The organism is Janthinobacterium sp. (assembly GCF_009923995.1).
Classification (GTDB): domain Bacteria; phylum Pseudomonadota; class Gammaproteobacteria; order Burkholderiales; family Burkholderiaceae_D; genus Janthinobacterium.
In genome coordinates, this window is the sequence record NZ_RFSK01000120.1 from 1 (window position 1) to 6148 (window position 6148).

A 6148-nucleotide genomic window follows, 5' to 3' on the forward strand; every position below is an offset into this window, starting at 1 on the left:
CGCCGTGTCGCCGAACTGGCCAGTTACGACCCCGCCACCCTGTATGCGATCCTCGACGACGCCTACCTGTGCCATATCGCTTTCCAGGACGACAAGGGACGCCATTGCATCCCCACCGCCTGCTGGCGCATCGGCGGCCACCTGTACATCCATGGCTCGAACGGCAGCCGCATGCTCAAGCAGCTCCTGCACGACACCGACGTCTGCGTGACGGTCACCCATCTGGACGGCCTGGTGCTGGCGCGCTCCGCCTTCAACCACACCATGAACTACCGCTCGGCGATGATTTACGGACAATTTGAAAAGGTGGCCGACATCGCCGGGCAGTATGCGGCGATGGACGCGCTGATGGAAAAGCTGGCGCCGGGGCGCCTGCCGCAGGTACGCGGCGGCAGCGACAAGGAATACGCCGCCACGACCGTGCTGCGCATCGCCCTCGACGAATGCGCCGTCAAGCAGCGCAAGGGCGGCCCGCTGGACGACGCGGGTGACATGGCACACGTCGTCTGGACGGGCGAGCTGCCCTTCACGCACGCTCGCGGCGCCGCCATCGCCGATGCGCTGAACACCAGCGCGACACCCGCCTACGTCACCGCATGGGGCGCGGAATCTGCTTGACCGTCCGGCGTGCTTGGCCGATGATCGGCATTGATGGCGATAGCCAGCACCAGACCCACTCAATAACGGAGCACATGATGATCAAGCGAGTATCCCTGGCAGCGGCCCTGACGGTCATGCTGGCCTGCGGCGGCAGCGGCGCGGCACTTGCGGCCGATGCGGGCGACGCGGCCCTGAAGGCGGCCATTGCCGGCAGCGCGCGCACGCCAGCCAACGCGGCACGCGACAGCGCCCGTCACCCGTATGAAACACTGACCTTCTTCGGCATCAAGCCGACCATGACGGTGGTGGAACTGGCGCCCGGCGGCGGCTGGTACACGGAGATCCTGGCACCCTACCTGCGCGACAATGGAAAACTGATCGCCGCCGGCAACGACCCGCAATCGGCCAGCGAAGGCGCGCGCCGCGGCGCGGCCCGCTTCCAGCAGAAACTCGACGCCAATCCGGCTGCCTTCGGCAAGGTGGAAATCGGCGCCTTCGCCCCGCCCACCACCTACCGCATCGCGCCCAAAGGCACGGCCGACATGGTGCTCACCTTCCGCAATATCCATAACTGGATACCCATTGGCGAAGCAGGCATGCAGACCCTGTTCAAGGAAGTGTATGACAGCCTGAAGCCGGGCGGCGTGTTCGGCGTCGTCGAGCACCGACTGCCGGCCAGCAAGGCACAGGATGCCACGGCCAGCAGCGGCTACATGCACGAAGCGTATGTGATCAAGCTGGCGGAAAACGCGGGCTTCAGGCTGGCGGGCAAATCGGAAATCAACGCCAATCCGAAAGACCATGCCGACCACCAGGGCGGCGTCTGGGCCCTGCCGCCCACCTATGCCAACAAGGACGTGGAACGCGACAAATACACGGCCATCGGCGAGAGCGACCGCATGACCCTGAAGTTCGTCAAACCCTAGCAAGGCCTATGGCGGCGGGCCGGCTGGGCGCGCCGCCTGATGCTTGTGCGCGCAGCGCGCCTTACAGGTAAATGCCGTACACGCCGCAAGAGCGCGAAACGACCGTGCACTGGCTCATGACGCCATCGTTGCAATCAAACAGGGCCTGCATGCAGGCCTGGCGCGTTGGCTGCGCCGAGGCGCTCCCCAGGGCACCGGCGAAACCGACGGCGGCACAGAAGACAAATACGGCTTTTTTTACATTGATCATTTTTATCCCATTCCCAAAGAGTCGAGTCGTTATAAAAAACCACTGGAAGACAAAGACGTCAGCCGCCAAAAACCGTCTATCGATAGACGAATTATGTGGCGCATGGAAATAGTAACACCCTGAAAAGTTAGTAAATACACAAACAAAAAAACAAGATAACCTTTCTTTTTCCAGCCGTTTCAAGAAATAAAAACCGGCTTGCCGCCATCCTGCCGCGCACTTGCATGGCAAGGGACGAAAAAAAACCGCAGACGACGCTGCGGTTTTTGTATCTGCACCTTACTTCTTCGCTTCCTTCGGCTTTACCGGCGCCAGGCTCAGATCCTGGAAGTCGTAGCTGAAATCCGTCTCGGCCGACACGGGCGCCATCTTCACGCGGTCGATGCTGCCATCCGGGTTGAGCGAGAACGTCACGTAGGCATCGGCGTTGAAATTGCGCTCCTTCCAGCGCACGATGAAGGTGTCGTGCTGCCAGTGTTCCAGCTCACCCGTCAGATCCGGCGTGCGGGTAAAGCTCAGGATGTGCTTCTTGCCCTCGGGCTTGATCACCACCTTGCCATACCAGGCATCCTCATATTCGCCGTCATACGCTGCCAGCGGCAGGGACGGCTGCGATTTCGCCGCGCGCGCGCCGGACGCCTTGCCCTGTTTTTTCACCTCTTCGGCATGCTGGTCCTGCTCCACCTTGGCTACCAGCGCCAGCCAGTCCGACGGTGCCGCCTGCAGATAGTGGTCGAGGATGCGCCACTGCAGTGCCGTCATGGAACCGCCATTTTCCGCATTGGTCAGGATCGCCACGCCCAGTTTCGCATCCGGCACCATCAGCACGCGCGAATAGAAGCCTTGCAGTGCCCCCCCGTGCATGGCCACTTTCATGCCCTTGTAGTCGCGCAGCTGGAAGCCCAGGCCATAGGCGCTGAAGTTCGGCTTGGTCGCGGCCAGCGCCGGTTTCGGTTCCGCTATCTTGATCGGCGTTTGCGCCGTCCACAGTTCGCGCGCCTGCTTTTCGCTCAGCAAACGGGCTGGCTTGCCATCCTTGTCCTTCACGCCGACGATCTTGCCCTCGTCGAGCAGCACCATCATCCACTTGGCGATATCTTCCGCATTCGTGTTGATGCCGACGGCGCCCACGGCGTTCGGCACGGGCATCGATTTGACGGCGGCGATCTTGCCATTGATCTTGCTGTGTGCATTGGCGACGTCGGGATTGCCCGCGTTTTCCGCCAGGCTGGTGGTGGTACCCGTCATGCCCAGCGGCGCGAGGATGCGTTCGTGCATGGCCTCGCCCCAGCTTTTTCCCGCCTTGTCGGCGATGATCTTGCCGGCCACGATGTACAGCAGATTATCGTAGGCGTAGCTGTTGCGGAAACTCGTGGCCGGGCGGATGTAGCGCAGCTTCTCGATGATCTCGTCGGTGGTAAAGGTGGTGGTCGGCCACCACAGCAAGTCGCCAGCGCCCAGGCCCAGGCCGCTGCGGTGCGTCAGCAAGTCGCGGATGGTCATGGCCCCCGTGACGTAGGAGTCGTGCATCTGGAAGCCAGGCAGGTGCTTGGTGACGGGATCGTCCCAGGCCAGCTTGCCCTCGTCGACCAGCATGGCCAGCGCGGCGGCCGTGAAGCCCTTCGAATTCGATGCCACTTCGAACAGCGTCTTGGCGTCGACAGGTGCCGGTTCGCCGAGTTTGCGCACGCCGAAGCCCTTGGCGGTGATGACTTTACCGTCCTTGACGATGGCAATCGCAATACCCGGCACGTCGAAGAGTTTCAGGGCGCTGTTGACGTCGCGGTCAAGATCGAAGGCGAGCGCCGGCACCGCCGCGACGGAGACGGCTGGTGCGGCATCGGCGGCAAGCGCCGGTACAGCGATGCTGGAAAACGCCAGCACGACGGCGGCGGCGATACGGTTCATGGTGTACATGTTCATGGTTCCCAATCAGGTTCAACGCGCTTGCGCGGCCATCAGCTTGTCGACGCTTTCCTGCGTCACCGGGTGATAGCGTTCGCGCGCTTTCGCATACACGTCCTTGGCCCAGGCATGGCCCTGCGGCGTCTTCATCAGGGCACCGTACAGGGGCACGACAAACTTCTGGCGCCCCACGCTCATGAGGAATGCCTGCAAGGGCTGCTGCACGTCGTAGCCGGCGTTGACGGACGCCAGGTAGAAGCGGTAGGCCACTTCATTGTTGCCGCTCTTGCCCACGCCGTAGACCTCGTCCAGTTCGCGCAATTGCGCCACGCTGGCCTTGTTGTTGATGTCGTTCAGGAAGTGCATCGATTCGATGGCGACCCACTTGTCCATGCCAAGGTCCTTGGTGGCCAGTTCGCCCTTCAGCCAGGCGTCGCGGTGCTGGTCCAGCAGCGCCAGGCGCGGCGAGACGACGCGCTTGGCGCTGGCCGGCACGCCCGTGCCATACAGCCATTCATCGAGTTCCGCTGGCGGCATCACGTCCGGATGCTGCGCCAGCAGGTTCTTGCGCAGGTAGGCGATGAACTGGTCCGTCGTCACGCTCTGGAACGCATGCTGGTCGAACCAGCCGCGCAGGAAGGGGTCGAATACGGCACGGCCCGCGCGCTGTTCCATGGTGGCCAGGAACCACGCGCCTTTCGGATAGATGATGCCGTCGTCCGTGTAGGTTTCCGCCGGATTGGCATCCGCATCGCGCGTGACCAGTGCCGTTTTCGCCGCAGGCAGTTCCTTGATCGAGGCGGCCAGTTCTTCCTGGTCGACCTGCACGCCCATCTGCGCCACGTCGCTGCCGTACAGCTGCTCGACGATGCGCGTCGTGACGTAGGTGGTAAAGCCTTCGTTGAGCCACATGTGCTTCCACGACGCGTTGGTGACCAGATTGCCCGACCACGAGTGGGCCAGTTCGTGCGCGATCAGGTCGACCAGGCTGCGGTCGCCCGCGATCATGGTTGGCGTGAGGAAGGTCAGGCGCGGGTTTTCCATGCCGCCGTAGGGGAACGATGGCGGCAGCACGATCATGTCGTAACGTCCCCAGCCATACGGGCCATACAGTGCTTCGGCGGCCTGGATCATTTTTTCCGTATCCGCCAGCTCGTATTCGGCCGCCTTGATGCGCGGCGGTTCGGCATACACGGCCGAGCGGGGTCCGAGCTTGCGCACTTCCAGTTCGCCGATGGCGATGGCCAGCAGGTAGGAAGGAATCGGCTGCGGCATCCTGAATTTCCAGCCGCCCTTGCCCGTCGCCTTTTCGTCGTTCTCGGCGCTCATCACCACGCGCATGCCCGCTGGCGCGTCGATGCGCGCGCTGTAGGTGAAGCGCACGGCCGGCGTATCCTGCGACGGCACCCACGAACGGGCGTTGATGCTTTGCGACTGGCTGAACATGAAGGGCAGCTTGCCCGACATGGTCTGCTGCGGCGTAAGCCACTGCAGCGCGATGGCGTTGGGAGCCGTGTGATAGTAGACGCGTACTTTTTCAGGCTGGCCCGTGGTGGTGATGCGCAGCGCCTGCCCTTTTTCCGGGTCGACCTTGTCCAGTTCATAAGGCGCCATCTGCCATGCGCCGCGCTTGTCCTGCACCTGCACCTTGGCGATCGCCAGGTCGCGCGTGTCGAGCACCAGGGTACGCGCGGCGGGATCGATCCAGTTCAAGGACAGCTCGGCATAGCCGGACAGGGTCTTTTGCTTGAAGTCCGCCTTCAGGTCCAGCTGCAGGTCGCGCGTGCGCACCTGGTCGTAGCGCGCATAGCTCAAGGGGTCGGCGTGCGCGGCCAGGGTCACCTGGCAAAGTAGCGCACAGCCCAGCGCGCGCAGGTAGGTCATAGTTTGCATGGTCGTCTTTTGAATGATTTGCGAAGGCCCCGGTCCGTGTGCGCCGGGGCGTCGCGCAGAATAGCACTTCCGGCGCGGACCTGGCGGAAAAAGCGCCGGACGGGCCGGCGCTTTTCTGCTACTTCACCCCTGTTACGGCCGCGCCCTTGGTCTCGGATGACTTGAGTGGCGTATTAAAATCCTTCATCAGGTTGTTCTTGTCGCGGTCCTGCTTGAACAGTTCCAGGCGCGACGGCGTGACTTTCCGCGGCCAGGCATTGTTGCTGGTGTCGATGTCGGCCGTTTCCCAATATGGGTCCTGCACCAGACCCACCATCGGCTCATCGGTGATGAGTACCTTGCTGATTTTTTTCGGTGAATAACGCCACACTTCGGCCGGCACGCGCTCGATGATCTTCTTGCCGCTGGCCAGTTCGATTTCCAGGATGAGCGGCATCACCAGTCCGCCGATATTCGAGAAATCGACCAGGTACAGATGCTTGCCCCGGGCACGCTGCTCCAGCATCGCCCGTTCCCACGGCTCCAGCCCTTCCAGCTCTTCCGCATAGCTATTGCGGTCCTTGTTGGTCACCGT

Annotated in this window: 5 protein-coding genes and 1 pseudogene; 2 read left to right on the top strand and 4 right to left on the bottom strand. The window is 62.7% G+C overall.

Going from position 1 to position 6148, the window contains the following annotated elements:
* On the top strand, positions 1–618 hold a 618-nt coding region (locus tag EBS11_RS27805), incomplete at its 5' end, for a pyridoxamine 5'-phosphate oxidase family protein (protein WP_290608674.1).
* Between the two features lie 77 nt (positions 619–695).
* The gene (locus tag EBS11_RS27810; RefSeq protein WP_290608680.1) at positions 696–1526 is read left to right on the top strand and encodes a methyltransferase; all 831 of its coding nucleotides are present in this window, start codon (positions 696–698) and stop codon (positions 1524–1526) included.
* A gap of 61 nt (positions 1527–1587) precedes the next feature.
* On the opposite strand, the gene EBS11_RS27815 is transcribed toward EBS11_RS27810, so the two are convergent.
* From EBS11_RS27815 to EBS11_RS27830, 4 genes and pseudogenes are all read right to left on the bottom strand, one after another.
* A complete protein-coding gene (locus tag EBS11_RS27815) occupies positions 1588–1776 on the bottom strand; it encodes a hypothetical protein (RefSeq protein WP_290608676.1) in 189 nt (62 codons plus the stop codon).
* A 279-nt stretch (positions 1777–2055) separates the two neighbouring features.
* Positions 2056–3693: a serine hydrolase gene (locus tag EBS11_RS27820; protein ID WP_290608682.1), complete on the bottom strand. Its 1638-nt coding sequence runs from the start codon at positions 3691–3693 to the stop codon at positions 2056–2058.
* A 21-nt stretch (positions 3694–3714) separates the two neighbouring features.
* A complete protein-coding gene (locus EBS11_RS27825) occupies positions 3715–5574 on the bottom strand; it encodes a M1 family metallopeptidase (protein WP_290608678.1) in 1860 nt (619 codons plus the stop codon).
* Between the two features lie 118 nt (positions 5575–5692).
* Positions 5693–6148, bottom strand: a pseudogene (locus EBS11_RS27830) (aminopeptidase); the annotation flags it as partial.